Source organism: Mucilaginibacter pedocola, from assembly GCF_002013915.1.
GTDB lineage: Bacteria > Bacteroidota > Bacteroidia > Sphingobacteriales > Sphingobacteriaceae > Mucilaginibacter > Mucilaginibacter pedocola.
On sequence record NZ_MBTF01000035.1, the window covers coordinates 387,345 to 412,373 of the forward strand.

Below are 25,029 nucleotides of genomic sequence, written 5' to 3' on the forward strand. Positions count from 1 at the left end.
TTTTCCAATATCACAGGCTATAGGCCTGGCGTCCTGCCCCTGAAGGCTTTCCTAAACAGGTAATAAGCCCTGTTAAACCGCTCTCCGGGTTTAGTAGCTGGCAGATACCCTCGTGCATCCTGGCATATTTTCCATGTCCCGTGCAAAAAAAATAGCATAAAGTGCATATCCTTACGGCACTGCTACAGGGAGAACTGCGCCGGCTTTTCTTGCCACAGAAGGAGGGTTCATGTGCCCGCGTTACATGGAAAAAGGCCCGCCCTTTACGGACGGGCCACACATGAAAATTAAACACCCAAAAACTTTTTCAGTTCCGCAGCAGCATGGACAAAAAGCGACCTCACCTGCGGAAGATGTGCCAGCGGATTTAATAAACCGAAATCATGGATCATTCCATTGTACCTGATCGTCGTGCACGGCACGCCTGCTTCGTCCAGCAAACGGCCGTATGCTTCACCCTGGTCTCTCAGAATATCGGCTTCGGCAACCTGTATCAGAGTAGGCGGCAGCCCTATCAGCTGGCTCGGAGTAGCATTTAGAGGAGAAAGATATATTTCTTTCCGTTGTGCCGGGTCCTGCGTGTAATTGTCGAACATCCATTGCATCAGCGGAGCAGTCAGGAATCTGTCTTTTCCGTACAAGTGATAAGAATCCCAGTCGAAGGTGGCATCTGTTACAGGCCACATCAGGATCTGTACCTTGAACAGCGGCCCCCCGTTTTCCTTCGCTTTTATTGCAGTAACCGCGGTCATATTACCGCCGACACTGTTACCGACAATAGCCAGGTTCCCGCCGTCAATGCCTATGGACGCACCGTTTTCAGCGACCCATTTTGAAGCGGCGTAGATCTCGTTGACGGCTTGCGGATATTGCGCCTCGGGCGAAGGGGTGTAATTGACGAATACGCCGGCTGCTCCGGATAACACGACAAGGTCGCGGACCATTCTTTTATGTGTTGGGTAATCACCCAGTACCCAGCCGCCGCCGTGGATAAATATAAAAGCGGGCAGCAGTGCCGTTCCGGGTTTTTCCGGCTTCACAATGTTTAACCTGATCTGATAACCGTCTGCGCTGATATCCAGTTTAGTTTCTTCGATACCGGAATAATCCACTTCTGCGGAACGTTGGGCTTGTACAAGTACCTCACGGGCTTCCTGCGGTGAGAGTGTTTCCAGCCCCGGGCCACCCGGCCCGTTCAGTGCAGCCAGGAAGGCTTTGGTTGATTTTGAAATTGCGGGGTCTTCAGAAACCGCAACGGGAGTTTGCTTTGCTGTCATATTCGTATTGTTTTTAGATAGGCATCTGCCCGGAGCAGATGATGTAAAATTAGGCCGCCTTTTGATACGAATAATTGATAAAAGTCAAGATTCTCCGTTGATGAGATAAAGCTTTCGGTATAAAGAAAAAGGCTGTCTTCGGAAAAACAGCCTTGATGCATCAGAAAGGAGGGCGTTTCGGATCCGGTCAGTCAATGAGGATGCTGTTTATCCCTTTTTCCACCGCGCCCTCTTTAATGCCGTCGATAGCTGTTCCCTCAATACGGAATACTGTGACGTCAGTAAGGCCCAGGAAGCCGAGTATCGTTTTTAGATAGGGGCTTACAAAATCGTAGCCGGCTGCTTCTCCATGTGAATAAACATCACCCGAGGACATCGCGATATACACTTTTTTACCGTGGATCAGGCCTTCCGGCCCTTTCTCTGTGTACTTAAAGGTCTCGCCGATCCGGGTAATATGATCGATCCACGCCTTTAGTGAAGAATGTATCCCGAAGTTATAAAGGGGGGCGCCGATGACTATAAAGTCTGCGTTGCGTATCGCACTGATCGCTTCGTCAGAATGGGCAAGTGCCGCTACCGCTTCCGGGCTTCTTTCTTCTGCAGGCGTGTAGAAAGACCTGACGTGATGTTCTTCAAGATGAGGGAAGTTCTTTGAGATGAGGCCATATTCTGTAACCGAACTCCCCGCATAAACATTCTGAATTTTTTCAACGATGGCTTTTCCAAGTTTGATACTGAAGGAAGACTCGCCGCGCGGGCTCGAAATGATATGAAGGATATTTTTCATGTCTGTTTAAAATGTGTTTGCTTTAATTTGTTACTCTAATAATTAACCGGCGATAGCCATGTAGAATGAAAGGTCTTGCTGAACAGGGGGGACAGGCCCGGATGCCGTCTCATATGGTTTTCCCAAAAGATAAACCTTGACCGGTTGAGGTATCCCGCGGAGGTTAAGTTCTGCGGCGCTGTAGCGGCGGCACTTTTGATGGAGCAACCGACAGGCATCAGCAGAAATGAGCAGGTTATTATTTAACGTTTTGGTTTCCGCCTGTATCCCTGCTGCCACATTTACTGCAGGGCCCATAATGGCCATCTGTTCTTTACCTGTCAGGTCGGATAAGCCTACAATGACTTTTCCCTTGTGTATCCCGATGCCGGCTTCCGCAACAGCGCTGCGGCCTCCGGTAAGATGTTTTTCATTGAAAGAATCCAGTAGAGACAGAATAGTTATTGCCGCAGCATGGGCAGACTGCACCGCAACATCAGGCGCTGTTTGGCCCCCGAATGCAGCATAAATACAGTCTCCTGCAACTTCAACGATCTGGCCGCCGTGTATCCTCACGGTTTTGGCTGACTCTTCAAGAAAGTGGCGGGCCACGAAAAGGGCATCGTAACTATTGTTTTCTTCTATAAGGGATGTGTAGCCATATAGGCCCAGGAATAAGAGCGCAAGCTCCTGTTCCTTTCCGAGATGATACACTTCACCGGTACCCTCTCCTGGTGTGAGGCCGGGGCAGTATATCTGATCATCTTCAAGCCTGGTACAAGCCTGAAGCCTTTTAGTGTTTTCTGTTATCATAATGAGATAATTTGAGCGGTTTCTGAAAAAATGAATACCCGCTATCCTCGCTTTTACCTTGAAATGCTGTTATTTCTTCCGCTTTGGTCTCGCTGAGTAGGGTAAGGGGTCCGGCCTGAAATGAAAAACGTAAACTGAGTTTAAGATTCGGCCGGGAGTATTGGGCAAGTCCCCGGGCTTTGCCTGCGCGGGGATCATATTTCCCGGGATAGTGCAGCGTTCTCGTATAAAGGCGCGGCAAAAATGCCGATGGCCGGTAACGTACAGGATCAAAAGCTGTCCGGAAAATAGCTGCTGCGTTCATGCCTTGTTAACTTTGTTTTGTATTCCTTTACCGGAACACCACAAAGTTCAGCAACACCCGGCCGGGGAACGTTCCTGTTTTTCGGTAAATAGGACCAATTTTACCGTTCCTGCTGATATTCTACAGGCGACCTGCCGCTCATCTGCCTGAAAAACCTGCTGAAATGCGAACTGGTAGAGAAACCCAGTTCCAAAGCGGCCTCTTTAATACTTTTGCCGGAAAGGTTCAGCAGGTACTGGGCTTCAAGATAGAGCCTGTTGTGTATGATTTGCAAAGCGGTCTGCCCGGTCTCATTTTTGACAGCTTCGAGCAAATATTTAGGCGAGATGCCTGCCAGGTCTGCATATTCACGTACAGTACGTTTTTCCAGGAAATGCTCATCCACCTGCTTCCTGAAATTTAAGGTAATTGTATGCTGCCGGCTTGTCTGTCTCAGCGCGGTTGAACTGCATGTCTCGCAGGCTCTGTTTATCTCAAACAGCACCTGAATAAGCAGTAGCCTGATGACCTGCCTGCTGAAGTTTTTTTTCTGTTTTACTTCCCAGCCTATTTGCTCAAAAAGAAATTTGAGTTGCCGGAAACTATCCTCATCGAGCTCAAATATAGGCGGCTGGCCGGTTGCCGGATCCAGCAGCTGTTCGATCAGTTCTTTTTTTATGAAAGATTCGGTAAGGAATTCCGGTTTAAAAAGTAGCATGTATAGCTTAACGTCATCCGTTTTATCCTGGTAAGAACTGATATAGCGAGGTGACACAAGATGTATAGTTCGTGGCCTGACATCGAGGCTGAACGGGCCGAGTGTTTTTTGAGACACACCCTCAAGGCATAATATGAGAATGAAAAAGTCAGTTTTAAGCGGCGGCCCTGTTTTCAAGGCACCTTCATTGCTCAGCACAACAAATTCTTCTATCGAATTGGCGATGTCAAAACTGTTCATACCGAACCCTTCAGCCCTGTTCTCAAAAGTGATGTGGGCATTGACGGTAGCTCTGATATCCGATATTCGTGGAGGTTTGGCCATTGGTACAAAATAAACGTTTTTAAACTTCCTAATAAAACGGCCTTTACCCGGATGAGTAGCGTGCCGGAATATAGAGGGGCTGCTTTTTAATTGCCATCAGCCCCAACTGAAAGTTAACGTCCACTTCCCGCGCCGGCCCCGGCTTTTTCTATACCTGTAAGGCCCTGCAACGAAAGCACTGCTGCTGCTGTCGTTGCACCGTCGGGCTTCTGCCGTTGTTTCATAGTGTCATTATCAGTTTCTTAACTACTACAAAGTTGAATACTTAAACCAACACCGTTTCTTGACAAAGGGCAGGAAATATCATTGATAAAAGTCAACACTCCCGGATTGAACGCCTGCAATTTATCAGGCAATTGACTTTTGTCAAGATATTTTCATGCTTTTTATCATCGGCTGCCTGTGATCATAGGGCGAATTTTGAACGGGCCGAATTACCGCAAAGCAACAGATGCCGCGAGTGCCCATCCAACAGATAACAGGTTTCCCGGGGCTATATGTTGCCGCTAAAATTTCGATCGTCAGTTAATTCAATATAAGATGTTTTATAAAAACGCCGTAATCATTATTCTTTCAGTAGTTTTTAGCCTTGCGTCGCAGGAATCATTGCGGGCACAATCAGGCAGCGGCTTTCCCGATAGCATAACGGTGAGTATCCGCCCCCGGTATGATAAAGCCGGAGGTTTGCACCGCTGGCTTTTTGGCCGCAATTACAGGAACGAATGGGCAACACAAGTAAAGCTCCCTTTAATAAGGGCCTCTGCGGTTGCGGGGGGGCTTAGGCCGGTTAGAGAAGGCGGCGGGATGCAGTCCACGTCACTTCGCCTGACAGATGCCGGGGGGCAGGGCTGGGTTATAAGGAGTATTGAGAAAAGCCCTGACAGGATTTTGCCTGAACAACTGAGGCAGACTTTTGTGCTCGACTGGTTTGATGATGCCATGAGTAGCCAGCACCCGTATGGTGCGCTCATCGTGCCCCCGCTGGCTGAGGCAGCCGGCGTTCCGCATACTAATCCCGTTATTGGTGTTGTTGTAAAGGATACTGCCTTAGGGGAGTACAACAAGAAATTTGAGCATATGGTTGTTTTGCTTGAAGAAAGGGAGCCCGAAGGAAAATCTGATAACACGGTAAAAATGCAGGCCAGGGTGCTCTCCGATCACGACTACAGGATTGACGGGCAGAGCTTTTTAAAGGCAAGGATGCTTGACCTGCTTGTAGGTGACTGGGACAGGCACGAAGAACAATGGCGCTGGGTGCTCAGGAACAGCGGAAATAAAAAAACGTACACAGGCATTCCGCGTGATCGCGACCAGGTGCTCCACGTACAGGAGGGCATAGGGCCATCAATAGCGGCTGTATCGTGGATCAATCCTCTGCTGGATGATTTTGACGGTGATATCCCGAGGCCGAAATACTCACTGGCTAAAACCCGTTTTATCCAGCCTTATCCCGATTTTCAATTTTCCTACGAAGACTGGATGCAAGCTGCACGTGAGTTTGTAAAAGCCGAAAATGATTCGGTTCTTTTCAACGCACTGAGAAGGCTGCCGGCCGAGATCTATCGGATCAGGCATGCTGAGCTTTATGAAAAGCTGAAGAAACGGCGCGATCATATCCCCGCAGCGATGGACAGCTATTTCAGGTTCGTTAACAGGGTTGTTGACCTTCGGCTTTCGGACAAGGGTGAGCGGGTTGCAGTAACCGATGACGGCGATGGCAGGCTGAGGGTAAGAATTGAGGCAATGAACAGTAAAGGTACGGTAGCTTCAGAACTCCTGAATACGGCCTACTATCCGGAGATCACCAGGGAGATCCGGATCTATGTGGAAGGCGGCAATGACCGGGTCGATATCAATGTGAAAAATTCGCCGATCAGGCTGCGGCTGATTGGACGGGACGGAAATAAGGAATATGAGGTTCGGTCGACGCTAAAGAAGGTAGGGATCTACAGCAAACCCGACAGTATCCGAATTATAGGGAATAAAGATAATGTCAGGGCGCATTTATCGGCAGATACATCCAATATACATTTTGTTCAGAACGACCCCTATAACGTATGGATGCCGCTGGCCATGGCCGCCGGAAACAGAGATGACGGTTTTCTGCTCGGCGCAGGTTTCCGTTACATACAGCACGACGGGTTCAGAAAGCAGCCTTACGCTACTATGCAGCAGCTGATGGTGACGCATTCATTCGCGACCTCTGCGTTCCGTGTAAATTATCACGGCGAATGGGTGCAGATCGCCGGCAAGGCCGATCTTATGATGGATGCTGTGATCAATGCGCCTAACAATACGCAGAATTTTTTTGGCAGAGGCAATGAAACGCCGCTGATGAAATTTCTGGGCTACCTTACCTTTTACAGGACGCGGTACGATACTTACCGTTTGGAGCCTGCTTTGCGCTGGTGGTTAGGCAGGTCAGCATCCTTGAGTGCAGGCCCGGGGTTTGAATTCTATCATATGGACCCCGCTGAAAATGCGGGGCGCCTCATCGGCTCTTTATCTGCCGGGATTCGCGGCTACGACAGCACATCGGTTAGCAGGGACAAAGCTCATCTGGGGCTCTCGGTGCTGTTTAAGGCCGATCAGAGAGATCAGCGGCTTTTACCTTCCCAAGGGTTTTATTTTGAATTGGGTATCCGGGCTTACAAAGGGCTGAACAGCTACAGCCGTTCATTTTTACAGATCAGGCCGGAACTGACCTGGTACCAGCGTATCGATCATGCCGGAGCGCTGGTCATCAGCGACCGTACGGGCGGAGGCATCACGGCCGGAAGCCCGGCATTCTACCAATCCGTGTTTCTGGGCGGGCAAGGGAATCTGCTTGGGTATCTCCAAAACAGGTTTGCGGGTGATCATATGGCCTACAATAATTTCCAGGCACGCCTGCGGCTATTCAATGTGGCCAGCTATATTATGCCGGGCGAATTAGGGCTGATCGGTTTCAACGACACCGGCCGCGTATGGGTAAAAGGAGAGCGCTCGGAGAAATGGCATAACGGGACAGGCGGAGGGGTTTATTTCGCTCCTGCCGGTTTAACTATCGTTCAGGTGCTTGCCGGCCATTCATCCGAGGGCTGGTACCCTTATGTATCGCTTAATCTCCGGCTTTAAGCGGAGAAGGAAGCCGGAATATCTCATCATTAAATATTTTACCATGAATGACAAAACCATTATGATCTGGTTCAGGAATGACCTGCGCATCTCTGATAATGAAGTGGTCTTTGAGGCCCTGCATAAGGCTGGAAAGATCTTACCCGTGTACATATTCGATCCATATTATTTCGGAAAGAACGAATATGGCTTTTTCCGGACGGGGAGTTTCCGCGGCAGGTTTCTTCTGGAATCCGTTGCCGCACTTCGCGCAAAGTTTAGGGCAAGTGGCAGTGACCTTATCATAAGGACGGGCGATCCGGCCGTCCTGGTATCGCGCCTGGCGGAACAGTATCATGTATCCGCTGTTTACCATCATGCAGAAGTGACGCCCTACGAGAATTTTGTTTCGGAGAAAACGGAACAGCTGTTGTGGAAAATGCAGGTACCCCTGCGATACTTCAGTCCGGATACCCTGTATCTCAAGGAAGATATGCCTTTTCGTATCGCTGATATTCCGGACGATTTCGCTGTATTCAAAAAAAAGCTGATCAGAGATAGCTGCGTCCGGGCTTTGTTACCGGAAATCAATGACCTGCGAACGCCTGTAATACTCAACCCGGGAGAAATGCCGGCACTTGCAAAACTGGGTGTTCCGGCTTCATTTACAGATCCGCCTGTTAACAGAAGTTACACAGGAGGAGAAGATGTTGCGTTGGCGCGGCTGGGGGCGGTTCAGGCAGCGTTGAGCAGTGGTTATCATGATATTTGTCCGGATAGCCTCAGCCCATGGCTAACATCCGGATGTATATCTCCTGCAAGAATATTCTGGGGCATTAGCAAGTCCGTCGATGGCAGGCGTACCGGTTTTGCGGGCAAGCTTGTTTCCGGGCTTATTCGGAGGGACCACTGCAAATTTCTTTTTAAAAGAAAGCAGCTGGAGGCTAAAGGCCATAATAATGAGGAACCAATAAAGATATCGGGCCGGCAAAAAAAACTCTTCGAGCAATGGAAGAATGGCGAAACAGGCGAAACATCAGTGGATACGGCTATGAAGGAGCTTAACGCTACAGGTTATCTGAGCTATGTTTCGAGAGAGGCCACGGCTTCTTATCTTGTCCGGCACCTCAGGCAACACTGGAAAAGGGGAGCAGCGTTATATGAAGAGAAGCTGATCGATTATTCGCTATCCGTTGATTCCGGTTATTGGGGCCGCCTGGCTGATGAAACCAAAGTTAAGAAAGCTCCTTTCGTATTTGCCGGGCGGCCGGAGATACGTCTCGGCCTGCCGCCACAATAAGCTTATTTTTCCTCGAAGATGCCGATGACATGGTCATCTTTCAGCTGAACATGGCAGAATGCAAGGCCAGAACATGGAAATTTGATGTCAGCGACCAACCGGGCGCCTTCCTCCAGTAGCCTGGTGACCGACTGCTGAAGGTCCTGTACACGGAAACTGATGACCGTATCTCCGTTTTTAAACATGTTCTCGGGGGGAAAGGAGCCTGTGCCGTAAAATTCAAGCAATGTCCCGTCCTCAAGCTGGCATAGTTTGAGGCCCGGCTCTTCCATTATATTTTTAGCATTCAGGATATTTGTAGCGAAACGTTCCATCGGTGAACACTTAGCAGTTTCGCTCCTGAATGAAACACGGTATAAGCTGTTTGTTTTTTTCATTTTTCCTGTTTACTATAATTTTTATGCCCTGTCTGCTGAATGAGTTCCGCAGGCATTTGTGCCACAACTCTCTTTTACATAAGATATGATGCCTGGCCTGGTAATGCCGGGATGATCCAGATAACGGAAGCGATGCACATGATCTATATCATACTGATCATTTTGGCGGGTGTTCTGAACTGCACCTGCTGATGCAAAGGTCACTATATGGTGGCGCGTTAATTTTGATTAAAGACAAAAAAGAATATTGACAATTATCAATATTCTTTTAGATCAAAAGGCAGCATCCCGCGATGCTGCCTTGTTGCGGGCATAATTTCCATTCTGTTGTTACAGTCCGAAGCCATAGGCCACCCTGAGGCCGAGAAAGTTATTCCAACCTCCGCCTGTATTGAATTTTGAGTTGCCTTCCCAGCGGATGCCGGCGTCGATGTAATTAGCCCCTGCCGGGAACTGGTAACCTACCTGTGGTGCATATGTGAAAGCCGTGGATTTGTCATAACCGCTTTTCTCTTTGTTAAAAAGGAACGCGGCACCGGCCTGCCCCTGGACATAAAAATTACCGGCCGCAAAATATTTCAGGCCGGCTTTTAGCGGAAGCGTCTGCAGGTTATGGGTATTGGCAGCGTCATTTTTGGAAAAGAGGTTATTAAAGCCTGCATTGCCTACAAAATAAAGCGATTTCCCAGAAACAGGTACGCCTACCTGTACCGAACCGCCAAGGTTCCAGTCATACCTGTGGTGCATCGCACCAATAGGGATTCCGGCATCCGGGCCGATACTGATGTAAGACGATGGAGTTGTTTTTTCACTTTGGGCAAACGCGCTTTTCAAAGTAAGTGGCATAATCACGCCGATCAGCAGAAGAGATTTGATGAAGTTTTTCATAATTGTCGTTGTTAATTAATATCAAATGTTCGAACACTGCAAAATTGAAAGGAAGCAGCGGCTGTACTGATGACATTCATCAAAAAAGAAATTTGACATTCATCAACAGGTTTGGTTGACCGGCTTACTCATTTGTTCGGTTATTTTCATTTTCGGGCACCTGGCCAGGCCGTTCAGGCAATTATAACACAGCTGAATATTTTAATTTATTGATGGGGCCTTTCAGTGGTCAATATCTATTTATCACATAAGTCAACGTTCGCCGGTTCACAATGCCGTAATTTTACTGTGTAATGTTAAGGCGTTTTGCAGGCCCAGAGCCGGTAATCTGTCCGTAATTACAAAAAATCATTTATATCTATATCCCGACTATGAAAACGAATGCAGGAGTACTTCCGGACCAGGACAAAAACGTTAAGCTTAATGCCAGAAAGGGGAGGGCTTACCCCAATAGAGAAAAGATGATGCAGCCGGGAGCGGTGGCACTGGCTTCTGCAGCCAGGAGAGATTTCCGTACAGGCACCGGAATGATGTTCGCGATGCTGTGGAACAATTTATTCTGACCTGTGCCCGCAACGGTGCCCCGATCCTTCTAAAGGATCATTACAGCGCTACAGGACTATGAAAACAGGCTGTCGGGCACAGCCGCACAATTTACCCGCAGGTATTTTTTCTTTTGCCGGCAAATGCATATCAGCGCCCTTCCCGGAGACAGGATGGCTTCCAAAGTAAAATCTAACACCCTCAGCGCTTCCTCACTCTACTGAGTGTTTCCGGCTTTATACCCAGATAGGAAGCCAGCATATTCTGAGAAAAACGCTGGATATATTCAGGATAACAGCTGATCAGGTCATGATATCTTTCTTCCGCTGTCATGCTTATTGCTGCATGTATCCTTTTTTGTGTAGCGATTGCGAGCTGCTTGTTCTGCAAACGCGTCATTTCGGCAATCGCCGGAATTGCCTGTCCCAAAGCGTCAAGCTGCCCAGGAGTGAACTGGACGATATGGGTTTTCTCAATGGCTTCAATATTATAGATCGATGATGTTTGCAGGCCCATGCTCTCACGGTCTGCGATCCAGCTGTTCTCTGTACTTAACACTATGATCGCCTCCTGTCCCCGCTCATTGACCGAGTACATTTTCAAGGCGCCATTCGTTATAAAATTCATGTACCTGCAGACATCTCCTTCCTGCAGAAGGTACTGCCTTTTTCGAAGTGTCTTAAATTTAGCAGCTTGTAAAAGGAGAGATATATCCTCCTCTGCCAACCTTATACCGGTAAGCTCCTGAACATACTTGCAAAGGATCCCGAATGAGTCATCCTTTATATCCTGATCGCAGATAAATTTGATGCCCGGAACAGGCCTTAGCCCTGCGGCTGCAAGGCCTAAGGCCGGAATTATTTTTGACGCTTCCATAATCACAGATATTTATAGGTTCCATTATGCCAAAATAAATGCCATTGATTTAAATTATTGTATATCAGTATTTTATACTTATTTCTGGTTGGTTGCTCTACTTTATATCGCCGAACGGCTTCATCTCATCAAATCCGGATGCCTTCAACTCCTCTTTTATGTGTTTTAAGCCTCGGGAGGCTCGGGATTTTTTCATAAAATGCACCAGACTTTACTGAAGCTACCGCGACTTGAAAAGGCGCAGGCCTGCCGAAGTCTCCCGGACACAAAAGGAAAAGCCGGGCGTTAACCCGGCTTCTTAAGGCGATGCCGCCGGCACAGAAAGATTCTACATGTAGAATAGGAAAAAAAGAATAGATTACAAAAGCCAAAACCTTCCCGATAATGACGGGCATCCGCCTTCGCTTATTATTGACCGGTTTTTTGAAAATGCTCGTCAAACCACGTTGAGAATGCCTGGGCAGATGTCCAGTCTGCTGATTCAGGAGATAAACGGTCATCAGTGACCGGCACGCCGTCATAACCAACTTTCTCGTCAGGAACCACTTTCCTGCCATCATTATTTTTCCTAAGATAACCGGCAACGATATCCGGTAAACTGTAGCGTTCGGGACCGGCTATATTGATGATACGGTTCAGCGGTGCTGCAATTACAACTTCCGCCAGTTTAAAGGCGACATCCCTTGATGCAATGGGCTGAACGATGGCAGGAGTGAGGTGAACAGTTCCATCCTGCTCATACATATTAGCGAGCGCCCCCATAAATTCATAAAATTGAGTGGCCCGGACAATGGTATACGGGATACCGCTTTGGACAGCAATGGTTTCCTGGATCTCTTTAGCGCGGAAATAGTTGCTGCCGGTAAGTTTAGGGGTACCTACGATAGATAAAACCACGTAGTGCCTGATCCCCGCTTTTTTTGCTGCTGCGGCAAGATTATTGCCTGATTGTTCAAAGAAAGCCAGCGATTCATTGTAAACGGGTGAATTTGAAACATCGATCAAAGCATCTGCGCCTGACAATGCATCGTCAAGCCCTTCTCCTGTGATGCTGTTAATACCTTTCGCCGGAGATGCAGCTAATGTTTCATGGCCAAGTGACTGAAGCTTGTCAACAAGCTGGGCACCGATCAGGCCGGTACCGCCGATTACTACTATTTTCATATTAAGATATTTTAATGCCTTCGTTCAATCGAATGCACTGTGATATGGTTACGATTTCAAGTTGTGTTCCAGTTTGTTAATATATTGCACAACAGTATGTTATGTGGCTTTAGGGTTTCCCGCAGCTAACTGCATATCGCGGATGTACCTTTGCCTGACGATATATAGTACCTGTGAAGGCCGTAAAGCCCTCTCTCAGACTTTACGGCTTCAGCGTTATTTCTTTTCCGGCACCAGGAAGGGCTTTCCGTTATCTCCGATAAACATTGCGAGCAGTTTTGCCGGTTTGGTCTTGCTCACGTTCCGCGTACCGTTATGCAGTCCGTTTGGTTCTTCGTAGAAGGCTTCCCCTTTTTTATAGCGGTATTTTTTTCCTTCGAAAGTCGATTCCAGTTCGCCCTCCAGCACGTATCCGAAAGTCGGGATAGGGTGACGGTGGGCTGATGAGCTTTCACCCGGAGCAAAATTTACGACCACCAGTTTGAACTCCTGGTTGTTTAGCGAAGCTGTGTTCAGCACTTTTGAAAAAATGACCTTAGGAGGTGTTGCAGTTACATCCGGCATATCCATTTTATGCTGGGCCTTGGCGCTGATCACCAACAGGCTGCATGCAGCCAGTAAAGTTAATTTTACCTTTTTCATATATGTATATATCAAGTTTTTCTGCAGGCGACATTGCCCGCAGTATTGAATGATCTTTCAGCGGAAACAGAATTATACGCGATCGTCAGCTGGTATGCCCGCGCCTGATACCCAGCCTTTTCATTTTTGAGTTCAGTGTCGTGGGCGGGACACCGAGGATATCCGCGGCATTGCCTTTGCCGGCGATCCGTCCTGCGCAGTAATTGAGTACATTCAGAATGTGCTCCTTTTCGTTCTCATCGATCGTTTTTAATGCAAACTGTGCCTCCTGGTCCGGAATATTTACAGTATCGTCTTTAACGACCGGAAGCGGAATATGCCTGATAATGCTATCGTTGGCCAGCAGAATACTTCTTTCTATCATATGTTCCAGCTCACGGATATTTCCCGGCCATCCGTAACGCTTGAGGTCTTCAAGCGCTTTAGCGCCGATCCCTGTGATCTGTTTTCCGCATCGCTTGTTGTATTTTTCTATAAAATGGTTCACAAGCATCTCAATATCGTCCCGCCGCTGCCTGAGCGGCGGGAGATCGATCGGGAAAATATTCAACCGGTAGTAGAGGTCTCTACGGAATTTACCTGCAGCCATTTCTTCTTCGAGATTCCGGTTGGTAGCCGCAACGATTCGCACGTCGACGCCAATCGTAGTCCTGCCGCCGACACGTTCTATTTCCTTTTCCTGGAGGGCGCGGAGTAACTTTACCTGAAGGTCAAGCGGCATTTCACCAACTTCATCAAGGAAAAGTGTGCTGCCATTGGCAAGTTCGAACTTTCCCAGCCTGCGTTCTGTTGCGCCGGTGAAACTTCCTTTTTCATGGCCGAAGAGTTCGCTTTCAATAAGATTGGCCGGGATAGCTGCACAGTTCACTTTGATCATGACTTTGTCTTTCCTCGGCGAGTTGTTATGTACCGCACGTGCAAAAAGCTCTTTACCGGTTCCTGTTTCCCCTAAAATAAGTACTGTACTGCTTGATTTGGCTACCTGGGATACCAGCTGATAAACACCTTTAAGAGAACTGCTTTCACCGATGATCTCTGAAGTGTTATGAAGAATATTGATCTCCTCTGCAAGATATTTTTTTTCTACTTCCAGTTGCTCACGGTATTTCTCCGTTTCTTTTAGCTGGGCCTCCAGGTCTTTGTGCGCCTGTATATTGGTGATTACGATACCTATCTGAGAGCAAAAGCTGTCGAAGATTTGCCGGTCGCGGCTGATGATCCGCATATCGCTGCAGTTCATGACCATAATACCCGCAAGTTTATCACCAAGCTTTATTGTTGTCCCCACGAGGACGTCTTCCGGCGCCAGGCTCAGCAGCTGCTCAAGTACGTTACTTTTGAGGCTGTCATTAGGGAATCTTACAGGCGCAGGGCTTTTCAGTATTTCATTATAAAAATCAGAATTAAGCGGCACCGGCCTTTCAGCCATTTCAGTGAAGGCTGCGTTACCGGTAACGGGCTGGTCATGGTCATAAAAGAAAAGCTCTCCGGCCGCCTGGTCAGCAGAGATCAGTAATATTGCAAAGCCTCTGACCCCCAGGAGTTCAGCCATTTGCTTTTTGATGATCCGGGACAATGCGCGTTTGTCTTTTGTCATTCTGAGTTCGATCCCGAAAGAGAGCATTGTCGATTTGAATGACAGTAGCTTGTTCACCTGCTGCAACGCTATGACATTTGAAACGGCCACAGAGGCAAGATGTCCTATGCCGGTCATCAGTGCCATTAGGTTGGCGGTCAGCTGCCGTGGTTCTTCAAAAAAGAACGTAAGGATGCCGATCGTTTTTTCTTCTGTCCTGAATGCAAGTCCCCATATCATTTTGATCCCGCTTTCCCTGTTGATGCGGAGATAGAGCGGAAGTTCCTCGTTAGAGTAGGATTGGAGATCGATGCTTACCGGATAGGGTGATGCGCTGATCGTCTTCACAAACTGATCATTAAGCTCGTAGCTCTTCGATCTGAGGTGTTCGTAGTCCGGATGATTCCTCGATTTTGACAGCGGATCTAAAAGAAAGAGATTGAACGTTTTCCGGTTTTCGTCATTCATGGCGATGGCGATGTGGCTGAACCTGAAATAATTTTTTAAGCGTTTGGTAAGTGCCTCATGTAACTGTGCCTGATCCTTGACTTTTGCTATAGAAGTACTTACCGCCAGCAGCAATTCTCGTTCTTCTTGTTGTTTTTGAACTTTTTTGTTGATAATGATCCTGCTTACAGTCAAGCTTATCTGGTCGAAAAGCAACTGTAGGGATGCGGTAGGGGTGGAAATTCCTGTTTTACTATTGTTGAATATAAATATACATAGCCCGGTTAGTTCGGCACCGTTGCGCAGCTCAAAGAGGTGGTACAAATGCCGGTCCGCCACGTTTCCCGGCTTCAGAAATGGCACAGCATTTTGGGCTGCTATGGCCTCTTCAATATCAAGGGGCCATAGCCTGTCTATATCCGGAGGGTTCTCTATGTCTAAAGGTGTTTCAACCAGTGATACAGACGCCCTGAAAAATGCTGAAGCTGGTAAACCTTCCTCTTCTGAAAGGAGATTGTGAAGGATGCCGGTTTCCGGCAGGAGTGAAAAGATCGCGAATTCGTGGATACCAAAGGCCGGGGAAACAAGGCTTTTCATCAACTGGTATAATTCCGTTGCAGACTGTATTCCTGCGAGTGTCCGGGTGAAGCTGGAAAGGGATTCCAGCCGGTCCATCGTATCAGAAAGCCACGAGGCAGGCCCATTGAGAGAAGCGTTCGAAATATTTAAAGATTCAGTCATAGTTTTAGGGATAGCCGTAAAATGATTTGATTGCCTTAGCGCTTTCAACCAAAGCTGTGCCATACGCCCAAAAGGTGTAGGAGTGGGGGCTAATAACAGAAACAGACGGTATTTCGTCTGTTTTAAAAAAAATGGCCGATGATATTTCGTCTGTTTTGGGAATTTAAACCATGCCATTTTTTGCGAATTACCATGGGCAGTCCATCCGCAGAGAAACCTCAGGAAAAGGTTTTGAAAACCTGCGATAAATTGCCGACTTTAGTTCGGGTTTACATCATTTACGAATATTTATCATGCGATAAGAATGCTTCCGACAAACGTTCTTAACTCAGGGACATGAGAAAAAAAGCTGTTTTTACAACAGCTTATCTGTCATCTGAAAGGGTAAGATTTTTAATTATGGAGCAGCATCTCCCTCTCATGATTTTGGTGCCATTTATGAAAAAAATATTGATTGTCGAAGACGAGTATCTTGTATCTCAGCATATTAAATCAGTGCTCAGGAATTCGGGCTTTAAAGTTTGCGGCGTTGCGGATAATGTAGAAGAGGCGCTTTCTCTTACAAAAGAACATTTGCCTGATCTGGTGCTGGTTGATATTCAGTTGAAAGGTGAGCTTTCAGGGATAGATCTTGCCCGAAGCCTTGCTTCGGAAAACATCCCGTTTGTATTTCTGACAGCGAACTTTGAAGGAAATACACTCGAGAAAGCCAAAGAAACACTACCGTTGGGCTTTATTGTTAAACCATTCCGTGAATTCGATCTGCTAACTACTCTGGATGTTGCGTTTTACCGGCACCAGCATATGATGGATTCGCGGTATAAAGAAGAACTGGACCTTGACAAGAAACTACGCGCCGCCATTGATTCGGTAAAAGACGAAAAGACCCTGTTGATAAGAATAGCCGAGGTTTTTCAGCCGCACATACCATTTGATTACTTCAATATCGTTACCCCGCTCCGTGACAGATCATCGGAAATTCATTCAGGCCTTTTAAGGGTAGGCTTCGAAGAATACCAGTATATAGGAGATGAGGGCTTCAGGAATATCGCAGGACAGAGCACTGGCAGGGATGGTTCGGATGATATCAGCGAAGATGGTTTCAGCAGGCCGAAGATCTACCGCGATACGGATATCCAGCATCTGTTCGGCCTGAGTCCCCGGAGCAAACTTCTTTGTGGGATATATGACCTGCGGTCTGCCATCCTTTTCCCGGTCGAAACAGAAAGCACCGAAAAGGTCCGGATCGAATTTTACAATCGGCGCTCAAATATCTACAGTCAGCATCATCTGGTACTCATGAGTCGTATACAAGCGGTATTACATGATCTGTTTTCCCGCAAAGTCCCGGTATCAACCCTGAAAACAGGATTGAGAAAGCGTGGGGCAGAAGGTGCTTCCACCGGCGATTTTGACGGAATGGTAGGTACAAGTTCTGCAATGTTATCAGTATTGGATAAGATCGAGATCGTAGCACCGCTCGATACCTCTGTTCTCATACTGGGTGAAAGCGGTACGGGTAAGGAAAGGGTTGCGAGAAGTATACATGTACGTTCAAGCCGTAAGGACAAACCGTTTGTCATCGTCAATTGCGCATCTTTACCTGTTAATCTCGTTGAAAGTGAATTGTTCGGTCATGAGAAAGGGGCTTTTACCGGAGCAGTTGAAAAAAGGGAAGGAAAGTTTGAGATAGCGAACGGCGGGACAATATTTTTGGATGAGATTGGTGAACTGACCATGGACGTGCAGGTAAAGCTGCTGAGAGTTCTGCAGGAACAGGAGATTGACAGGATCGGCGGGAGGGCCCCAATAAAGATCAATGTCAGGATCCTCGCGGCAACTAACCGCGATCTTGAGGTAGAAATGGAGAACGGCCGGTTCAGGCTGGATCTTTACTACAGGCTTTTCGTTTTTCCGCTAAACGTGCCTGCGCTGAGAGAACGCGTAGAGGATATTGTATCCCTGACTGATTTTTTTGTTGCACGCTATGCGCAGCGTTATAAAAAAGCTGTAACCGGCGTTTCCGAGGACCTTCTGGAGAAAATGATGAACTACACATGGCCCGGCAATGTGCGTGAACTGGAGCACTTTATTGAACGGTCTCTGCTGATGACAAAAGGAACGGTCATCACAGATGCGGAGATGCCAAAACAAGGCAGAATGATACTCCTGCCTGCAGAATCCCCTGCGAAGATCAAAACTATAGATGAAAATGAAAGGGAATATATATTATCTGTTTTAAACAGCTGCAACGGAAAAATACGCGGAGCCAACGGTGCTGCAGCGCTGATGGGCCTTCCGCCGACAACGCTTCATTCCAAAATGAAGCGATTAGGTATCAGGTAAATACAGTGTATAATAAAGGGTTTTACAATCATAGCAATCGGTTAAATATGCGTTGACTGAAAATGATCATCCGAAAATTCATACTGTTTCTTTTGCTTGTCAGCTGTAGTACCGTTCTCATGGCACAGGGAAGTGGTACACTGCTCCGGGCTCTGCACAGCACAGCGCCGGATAGTAACCGTATCGTGGCCCTGCTCAAACTTTCAAACTATTACCTGGATAAGCCCGGTGATGAAAAAAGTGATATGGACAGTACTGCCTATTACGCTGATAAGGCTGCAGGACTGAGTCGGGAGCTTCGTCTGCCGCGTTATTATTACGATTGCATCCTTATAAAAGCCTGCCTCAGCGCATCTCTTCACGATTATGTTAAAGCGGAGGGCTTGTTTGGCAGCGCAGCAAAATACCACGAACAAACCGGTGATAAAAAGAAAGCTGCCTTCACATGGCTGATGTTTGGGGACTTTATTATGTACACAGATATTCCCAACGCAGCCATCAGAAAAAAGGCTTATGTGAATTCCTATAAATTGTTCAGTGCCGCCGGCATGAAACAGGAATCTGCAGATTTGCTTGGAAAGGTCGCTGATGCAGATATGGTACTGGGTAATTTTGAACAGGCAGAGCAGGAGTTGCTGTCTGTTATCAAAGAATATAAGGCATTAAAATACCGGAAGGTATACCTGGCCTATTATTTACTTGCGGAAGTACTGTACCGTAAAAATGCGATCAAAGAGGGATTGCTGGCCCGTATTGAAACGGCTAACCTTTTTGATCAGGATCCTGACGGTAAGGATAACGACGGTGCCTTGTATTATTTTTGCCTGGCCGGGGCCTATTATAATGATTTACAGGAGCAGAAGGCATTGGATGTTTACCTGAAATGTATGAAGTTCTCCGAGAAGGTAGGTTTGAAGGATTATTATTATCTCTGTATACGAGGGGCCGCCTTGTGTTATAGTAAATTGAAAAAATACCGCGAGGGATTGGAGTTCATCAGGAAATACGAGAGCAGATTCCCGGATCATACGGTTTATCACAACATGTTGCTTTTGTCCGCAAAGATCCAGCTCTATACCCTGTCCGGAGATTTGGAAAGCGCCGGAAGGCTTATCGGGCGATTCAGGAAAGCTTCAAAAGAGGTGTATGATGCGCTGCCGCAAAATAAGGAATTCTACCGGATAGATAATTACATATCGTTCTCGGACCCGCTGCTTCGTTTTTACATGAAGAAACAGCAATGGGATGAGTTCGGAGCAGCATATAAACAGCTTGATGCTTTACCATGGAAAGGGCGGTCGGTACTGATAGAAAGAAGAATGCTGCATTATGCTTATACCATTGACTCTGTAAACGGAGATTTCTTTTCCGCCCTTAAAAATTACAGGAGCATTACCCGGTTAAACGATTCGATAAATAACTCGAAAGCCACAGAGCAGATCCACGAACTTGAAGCGAAATACCGTTTGCTGGCAAAGGATAAAACTATACACGAGCTGCATAGCGAGACAGCGATCCAGAAAGCAACACTGGAGCGACGCAATGCCCAGTTCTACGGCCTGATAGCAGGATCTTTCCTCATTCTCATACTTGCCTGCATGGCCTGGTATGCTTACCGGCACAAGATCAGGATCAATCTGGATATGAGCGCAAAACAGTTGCAGATTAATGAGCAGAACCGACAGCTCTCATTGCTACTCGACGAGCAGCAGGTGCTCATCACAGAAAAAGACGATCTGCTTCTTCAAAAGGAATGGTTGTTAAAAGAGGTGCATCACCGCGTAAAGAACAATCTGCAGATCGTGATGAGCCTGCTTTACGGGCAATCCTCCCATCTTCAGAGTGATGAAGCGCTCCGGGCAATGCGTAACGTACAGAATCAGATACAGTCGATCGCCATCATTCACCAGAAGCTTTACACCAGGTCCGGACTCTCGACTATCAGGCTTTCTGATTATGTTCATGACCTCATTGGTTACCTGTCAGGTGTTTATACCCCGGAATTAAGAAAGATAAAGATCACCCAGCACATCGATGATATTGTTCTGGATCCAGCGCAGGCAGTGCCCGTCGGCCTGATCATGAATGAGGCGGTCACAAATGCCATTAAATATGCTTTTGATGGTTCGGGGGGCGAAATAAAAATAACAGCTTCCGTATCGGGTAAAGGAAGTGTGAGACTGCTCATAGCCGACAATGGTAAAGGTTTTGCAAGCACTGAATACCAGCCCGCTCACATGGGTATGGAAATGATGGCTGCCCTTGCAAAGCAGATCAGCGGATCTTTTGAAAGAAAAAATGATAAAGGTGCCGTAATCATGATCTGTTTTGACATCATTGACGGGGCTGCAGCTCAGCCCGGTGCCTCAGGCATTCACACGCCTTTTGACTGAGGCCTTCTGTCTTTCTTTTGCTATTAAATGGAAGGGGGGAATATGTTTTCCCAACGCCTAATCGCCGCCGAAGCGGCCAATGGCGATATATCGTGCCTTTTTCTTTGTGTAGTTATTTCAAGTTGCTGGTTGTTAGTTTTTTAGGTTGGTGGCACAAGCGTTGTTATTTGTGCGCCGGCGAATTTAAATAATCGCCGCATGAGTGCGCTATGAAGAAACGACTGGTAATTATCGGCGGGGGCTTTTCGGGGTTCTGGAGTGCACTAAGTGCAGTGCGGCAAAGCCGAAAGATCAGTAAGCGGGATGAGGTTGAGATCACTATTATTAACCCTGATGAATATTTCACCATCAGGCCCCGTCTTTATGAAGCTTCTCTGGCAGGCTTACGAATAGAACTTTCCAGGTATACCATACCGCTGGGGATTTCCCTAATTACCGGAAGGGTAGAATATATATTACCCGAAACCGAGACAATATCAGTCCTTACCGCCGACGGTACTTTTTCATTGGGTTATGACTACCTTGTTCTTGCGACGGGGAGCGTTCTAAAGCGATCTGACATTTCGGGTATTGAACACACGTTTAATGTAGATACTTTTAATGCCGCGCGTAAACTGGAAAAGCACTTGGAAAAACTGGCTGAACAGGGTTTCGGCAGCGAAGGAGCAGCGACATTCGTTGTTGTGGGAGCCGGGTTCACAGGGCTGGAGACCGTCTCCACGATCATAGAAAAGGCCCGCAGCATCAGTAAGCGATTTGTCAGCCCACCACCGCTTTTTAAGGCGATAAATATTGAAAAACTCCTGGAGATAGGCAGCGGGTATTCTGCTGAAGCACAGGCATACATCCGGAAAGCGATAACGCTGCAGAACATCGAGGTATTTACCGGGACAGAGGTTACTTCAGTAAAACCGGGATCGGTAAGGCTGAACAACGGGACGGTGATTGCTACGCAGACCGTTATATGGGCTACAGGTATGGAGGCCAGCGAACTTACTGCGCAGTTCAATGGCGAACGGGATGAATTCAATCGCCTTAAAGTGGATGCCTTCCTGAAATTGCCAGAATATGATAATGTCATTCTTAGCGGCGATGTAGCAAATGTTGATACCGGGAACGGTGAAGCTTGTGCAATGGCCGCCCAATACAGCAACTTTCAGGGCCGCTGGGCCGGACACAATGCGATCAATGATCTTTTCGGGCTGCCCCTGAAAGAGTACAGGCAGACCGGACAGATCACCTGTCTGGATCTTGGCCGTAGTCAGGGCCTTGTTACCTTCGGCCGCGATCATCAGGTGGAATTAAGCGGAAAAGAAGCCCATGATGTAAAAATGTATGTCAACACAAAACTTATTTACCCGCCGGCAGATGCGGAAGACGCGGTGGAGGCTTCCTTTCCTGAAGGGCCGAAGCTGCAAGAAATAAGGGAAAGTTACAAGCGCTCCATACACATCAAAAACAACAGAAACTTTAAAATAAAACAGAACTTTATGAAAAAGAAAGACTACGCACAACTATTTCTCCGCCTGTCGCTCGGGCTTGGTTTTTTGTCTGCAGTGCTGGACAGGTTGGGGTGGCTGGGGCAACCCGGTACGCATAATATTAACTGGGGCAACTGGCAAAATTTCATTGCTTATACCCAAATGCTGGTACCATGGTCGCCCGCTGGCCTGACCCGAGTACTCGGGCTGCTCGCTACGGTAGGAGAGGCTGTATTCGGGCTGCTCCTTATTGTAGGTTACAAGACAAAATGGAATGCAATGGCGGCCTGTCTGCTCACCCTTACGTTTATCATTTGTATGGTGTTCACCGCGGGAACCAAGGCTGTATTCAACTACTCGGTACCGGCAGTATGCGCCGGTGCTTTTTTACTTTCGGCATTCAGCGAGTTCCGCTGGAGCATAGATAATATTTACAGGGAAGGTCACAGCATCCTGAGGTGAACTTCGCTGTTACCCGATGCCGGTTCCTGAGTCTGTTTCAAAGAAATCATTCCGGGGCATTCAAAAGCACCTATAAACTTTATAAAAATGAATGAAGTATTGATAAAAAAAAGAAAAGTAGTGATCGTCGGCGGTGGTTTCGCAGGGCTTAACCTCGCGAAAGATCTGATCACGGACAAGCTGTACAGCATAACGCTTATTGACAGGAATAATTACAATTACTTTCCGCCGCTCCTCTATCAGGTGGCGACGTCTTTTCTTGACCCTTCCAGTATCAGCGCTCCGTTCCGGAAATTATTTCGGGACGGACGTCTCTTGTTCCGTATGGCCGAGGTCTTACGAGTGGATCCAACGGCAAAAAAGCTGATCCTGAATAACGGTGAACTGTCCTATGATATTCTTGTTTTTGCAGCAGGAGGAAAAGTAAATTTTTTCGGTAACGAAAATATTCGCAGGTATGCGATACCTATGAAAACTATAGATGATGCGTTGCGCATGCGAAATGCAATGGTACGTACAATGGAAAGGGCAAGTATCACGAAGGATCCGGAAGAGCGGAAGAAACTGCTGACCATCGTTATTGCCGGTGGCGGCCCCACAGGCGTGGAGGTGGCAGGAATGCTTGCCGAAATGAAGAAATATATCCTTCCCAGAGATTACCCGGAGCTTAAAGATGAACAGGTGAACTTGTATGTTGTTGACGGCGGCCCCGCTTTGTTGCTGCCGATGAGTGATAAAACACATCGTGAGGCTTATCAGATACTGTCAGAAAGAGGTGTTAGTATAAAACTGAGGTCCAGGGTGAAAGACTATGATGGCGAACGCGTACTGTTGGATGACGGGACGGAAATTAAAGCAGGGACCATGATCTGGGCGGCAGGTATAACGGCTAATACCTTCGAGGGCATACCGGAAGCAAGTACCGGCATCGGTAAACGTATGCTTACGGATGAATATGGCCGTGTTAAAAATGTACCGGATGTTTATGCGATCGGCGATGCCGCGCTTCATACAGATGATCCGAGATACCCCCATGGCCATCCTCAGGTGGCACAGCCCGCTATTCAAATGGGGAAAGCCCTGGCTAAGAACTTAAGGGCACTTGCCCGTGAGCGGCCGCTGAAACCATTCATTTATGCTGACAAGGGAGATATGGCCATCATCGGCCGTACCAGGGCTGTTGTCGATCTGTTCGGGCATAAACTCCATATAAACGGACTGCCCGGCCTATTAATATGGTTATTTATTCATCTGATATCGCTCGTTAGTTTCAGAAATAAGTTTGTCACCTTTTATGACTGGGCAAGTGCTTACCTGTCCAAAGACAGGTCGCTGCGGATGATATTCCGTACGGAGAAAACGGAATGAGAATCGTCCCGACGGCTGGATTCTGAAAAGCCTTAATCCCGTTTATTTCACGCGGGAGTGTTGAGAAGAGGTGGTCCGCTGATCAGCTGTCAACGGAATTTCCGGCAAACAGGTTCCCGCTGAATGCCGGCAGGCTGAAATAAAATTCTGAACCCTGTCCCAATTTGCTCCGTACGCCGGCCTTTCCCAGATGTTCGGCGATAATCTCACTGACAATATAGAGGCCATAGCCGCTCCCTTCAACTCCCCGAACTGCTTCTGTCAACGCACGATAAGACCGCTGAAAGATCTTTTCTGACAAACCCGTTTCTATGCCTGTGCCAAAATCCTTTACGGTGACGGTTACAGCTTCTGGAGTACTTTCACAGTTGATCAGCACTGTCTTGTTCCCACAGGAATATTTAATGGCATTGTTCAAATAGTTGTTCAGCACCTGTTTAATCTTGTGCCTTTCTCCTGTTACGCAGGCTGTTTTTACCCCGTGTAGCTCGAACGAAAACCCCGGATAAAGCAGAACGGCTTCGTCTATAGTTTCCGTGAGCAGTAAGGTTATATCGAATCTGCAGAACTTCGGGGCGGGGGCTGACAGGGGGCATTCAAAGCTTTGGACGAAATCGTCCGTGATCCTGTTGATCGTACCGATCTGTTCGGTTGCCCTTTCCATGAAATGCCTCATTTGATCCGTGCGATGGTCAGACAGTCGCTGCGCCATTTGGAGATAGAGCTTTGCCAGGCATAAAGGTGTTTTGATCTCATGCCCGAGCAATTTCATTGTTTCTGCCGGATCCTGTCCCTCACGGAAAGTTTTCGGCACTGATTCCGCTGAAAGTTCAGATAGGGGATTTGCGTTCCGTTCCGCGTTCACACCCTGAACCCTTTGAATAGCTTTAGATTCCTGCATTTCTTCATTATTAATGTCTGGTTTTCCGGTAAAGCCGTTTAAGCCGGCGTGCCGCCCGGGAATATATTTTTTAATTCTCTGATCCTTACCGTTGCCCGGATAATGCAAGCCAGATGCCATGTAGTTAAGTATTTGTTTGCCAGGTTTTTGTGCCTGTGTGTGTGGCTTGTTGCGGACTTTATATCGTTTTTATGCGATATAGTGGCGCTAAGATGCCACTTCATCAGGCCGTGGGCCGGTTTTA

At 47.5% G+C, this 25,029-nt stretch carries 20 protein-coding genes; 8 read left to right on the forward strand and 12 right to left on the reverse strand.

The window, feature by feature from the left end; translation table 11 throughout:
* Nucleotides 1–287 precede the first annotated feature (287 nt).
* The 5 genes from BC343_RS24410 to BC343_RS24425 form a co-directional block, all read right to left on the reverse strand.
* Nucleotides 288–1,277: an alpha/beta hydrolase gene (locus BC343_RS24410; RefSeq protein ID WP_078350413.1), complete on the reverse strand. Its 990-nt coding sequence runs from the start codon at nt 1,275–1,277 to the stop codon at nt 288–290.
* Between the two features lie 187 nt (nt 1,278–1,464).
* Nucleotides 1,465–2,067, reverse strand: a complete 603-nt coding sequence (locus BC343_RS24415; protein ID WP_078350414.1) for an FMN-dependent NADH-azoreductase — start codon at nt 2,065–2,067, stop codon at nt 1,465–1,467.
* A gap of 42 nt (nt 2,068–2,109) precedes the next feature.
* On the reverse strand, nt 2,110–2,859 hold the full coding sequence (locus BC343_RS24420; protein ID WP_078350415.1) for an adenylate/guanylate cyclase domain-containing protein: 750 nt from the start codon (nt 2,857–2,859) through the stop codon (nt 2,110–2,112).
* Nucleotides 2,840–3,163, reverse strand: coding sequence for a hypothetical protein (locus tag BC343_RS30850; RefSeq protein WP_143822333.1), 324 nt, complete (start codon nt 3,161–3,163; stop codon nt 2,840–2,842). The genes BC343_RS24420 and BC343_RS30850 overlap by 20 nt, the downstream gene beginning before the upstream one ends.
* Before the next feature lie 100 nt (nt 3,164–3,263).
* Nucleotides 3,264–3,917 carry a helix-turn-helix domain-containing protein gene (locus BC343_RS24425; RefSeq protein ID WP_162276932.1) on the reverse strand — a complete coding sequence of 218 codons (654 nt, stop codon included), beginning with the start codon at nt 3,915–3,917 and terminating at the stop codon, nt 3,264–3,266.
* A gap of 82 nt (nt 3,918–3,999) precedes the next feature.
* Here BC343_RS24425 and BC343_RS31255 point away from each other — a divergent pair, with 82 nt between their 5' ends.
* From BC343_RS31255 to BC343_RS24435, 3 genes are all read left to right on the forward strand, one after another.
* Nucleotides 4,000–4,197, forward strand: a complete 198-nt coding sequence (locus tag BC343_RS31255; RefSeq protein ID WP_162276933.1) for a hypothetical protein — start codon at nt 4,000–4,002, stop codon at nt 4,195–4,197.
* 527 nt (nt 4,198–4,724) lie between these two features.
* Nucleotides 4,725–7,301 (forward strand): BamA/TamA family outer membrane protein, encoded by a 2,577-nt coding sequence (locus BC343_RS24430; RefSeq protein ID WP_078350417.1) that lies wholly within the window; start codon nt 4,725–4,727, stop codon nt 7,299–7,301.
* A 43-nt stretch (nt 7,302–7,344) separates the two neighbouring features.
* Complete coding sequence (locus tag BC343_RS24435) at nt 7,345–8,580, forward strand: deoxyribodipyrimidine photo-lyase (RefSeq protein ID WP_162276934.1); 1,236 nt, start codon at nt 7,345–7,347, stop codon at nt 8,578–8,580.
* A gap of 2 nt (nt 8,581–8,582) precedes the next feature.
* Here BC343_RS24435 and BC343_RS24440 read toward each other — a convergent pair whose 3' ends face one another.
* Nucleotides 8,583–8,957 carry a VOC family protein gene (locus tag BC343_RS24440; RefSeq protein ID WP_078350419.1) on the reverse strand — a complete coding sequence of 125 codons (375 nt, stop codon included), beginning with the start codon at nt 8,955–8,957 and terminating at the stop codon, nt 8,583–8,585.
* A gap of 330 nt (nt 8,958–9,287) precedes the next feature.
* The gene (locus tag BC343_RS24445) at nt 9,288–9,845 is read right to left on the reverse strand and encodes a hypothetical protein (protein WP_078350420.1); all 558 of its coding nucleotides are present in this window, start codon (nt 9,843–9,845) and stop codon (nt 9,288–9,290) included.
* Between the two features lie 371 nt (nt 9,846–10,216).
* On the opposite strand from BC343_RS24445, the gene BC343_RS24450 reads away from it, so the two are divergent.
* Nucleotides 10,217–10,408, forward strand: coding sequence for a hypothetical protein (locus BC343_RS24450; protein ID WP_078350421.1), 192 nt, complete (start codon nt 10,217–10,219; stop codon nt 10,406–10,408).
* Nucleotides 10,409–10,589: 181 nt separating this feature from the next.
* Here BC343_RS24450 and BC343_RS24455 read toward each other — a convergent pair whose 3' ends face one another.
* From BC343_RS24455 to BC343_RS31700, 4 genes are all read right to left on the reverse strand, one after another.
* Complete coding sequence (locus BC343_RS24455) at nt 10,590–11,264, reverse strand: Crp/Fnr family transcriptional regulator (protein ID WP_078350422.1); 675 nt, start codon at nt 11,262–11,264, stop codon at nt 10,590–10,592.
* A gap of 408 nt (nt 11,265–11,672) precedes the next feature.
* On the reverse strand, nt 11,673–12,428 hold the full coding sequence (locus BC343_RS24465; RefSeq protein WP_078350424.1) for an SDR family oxidoreductase: 756 nt from the start codon (nt 12,426–12,428) through the stop codon (nt 11,673–11,675).
* A gap of 216 nt (nt 12,429–12,644) precedes the next feature.
* Nucleotides 12,645–13,070 (reverse strand): cupin domain-containing protein, encoded by a 426-nt coding sequence (locus BC343_RS24470; protein ID WP_078350425.1) that lies wholly within the window; start codon nt 13,068–13,070, stop codon nt 12,645–12,647.
* Nucleotides 13,071–13,155: 85 nt separating this feature from the next.
* Nucleotides 13,156–16,011 (reverse strand): sigma-54-dependent Fis family transcriptional regulator, encoded by a 2,856-nt coding sequence (locus BC343_RS31700; protein ID WP_238381852.1) that lies wholly within the window; start codon nt 16,009–16,011, stop codon nt 13,156–13,158.
* Between the two features lie 159 nt (nt 16,012–16,170).
* Here BC343_RS31700 and BC343_RS24480 point away from each other — a divergent pair, with 159 nt between their 5' ends.
* From BC343_RS24480 to BC343_RS24495, 4 genes are all read left to right on the forward strand, one after another.
* Nucleotides 16,171–18,180, forward strand: coding sequence for a sigma 54-interacting response regulator (locus tag BC343_RS24480; RefSeq protein ID WP_078350426.1), 2,010 nt, complete (start codon nt 16,171–16,173; stop codon nt 18,178–18,180).
* Nucleotides 18,181–18,242: 62 nt separating this feature from the next.
* On the forward strand, nt 18,243–20,573 hold the full coding sequence (locus tag BC343_RS24485; RefSeq protein ID WP_078350427.1) for a tetratricopeptide repeat-containing sensor histidine kinase: 2,331 nt from the start codon (nt 18,243–18,245) through the stop codon (nt 20,571–20,573).
* Between the two features lie 209 nt (nt 20,574–20,782).
* Nucleotides 20,783–22,516 (forward strand): FAD-dependent oxidoreductase, encoded by a 1,734-nt coding sequence (locus BC343_RS24490; RefSeq protein ID WP_078350428.1) that lies wholly within the window; start codon nt 20,783–20,785, stop codon nt 22,514–22,516.
* 87 nt (nt 22,517–22,603) lie between these two features.
* On the forward strand, nt 22,604–23,884 hold the full coding sequence (locus tag BC343_RS24495) for an NAD(P)/FAD-dependent oxidoreductase (RefSeq protein ID WP_078350429.1): 1,281 nt from the start codon (nt 22,604–22,606) through the stop codon (nt 23,882–23,884).
* Nucleotides 23,885–23,966: 82 nt separating this feature from the next.
* On the opposite strand, the gene BC343_RS24500 is transcribed toward BC343_RS24495, so the two are convergent.
* On the reverse strand, nt 23,967–24,905 hold the full coding sequence (locus tag BC343_RS24500; RefSeq protein ID WP_078350430.1) for a sensor histidine kinase: 939 nt from the start codon (nt 24,903–24,905) through the stop codon (nt 23,967–23,969).
* Nucleotides 24,906–25,029 lie beyond the last annotated feature (124 nt).